The organism is Bradyrhizobium sp. LeoA1Lang, from assembly GCF_055413685.1.
Genome location: NZ_JBVAPG010000615.1, coordinates 1 through 255, shown reverse-complemented (window position 1 = coordinate 255; position 255 = coordinate 1). Strand labels below are relative to the sequence as shown.

1 protein-coding gene is annotated in these 255 nt (G+C 65.1%); it reads left to right on the top strand.

What is annotated here, in order from left to right; all coding sequences use genetic code 11:
- Nucleotides 1-23: 23 nt before the first annotated feature.
- Nucleotides 24-255: IS3 family transposase (locus ACZYOF_RS44730; protein ID WP_463719717.1), on the top strand; the 232-nt coding region annotated here is incomplete at its 3' end.

Below are 255 nucleotides of genomic sequence, written 5' to 3'. Positions count from 1 at the left end.
CGCTGTCGATCCGCCGGCAATGCATGTTACTTGGCATCGCGCGCTCTGGGGTCTACCGGCCGCCACGGCCGGCCAACGACAACGACCTTGCCCTGATGCGGCGGATCGACGAGTTGTTCACCGCCTGGCCGTTCCTGGGCTCGCGGCGAATGACCGCGATGCTGAAGGTTGAGGGGCTTCAGGTCAATCGCAAGCGGTTGATGCGCAAGATGGGCATTGCGGCGCTGGGACCAAGGCCGAACACTACGAGGCCGG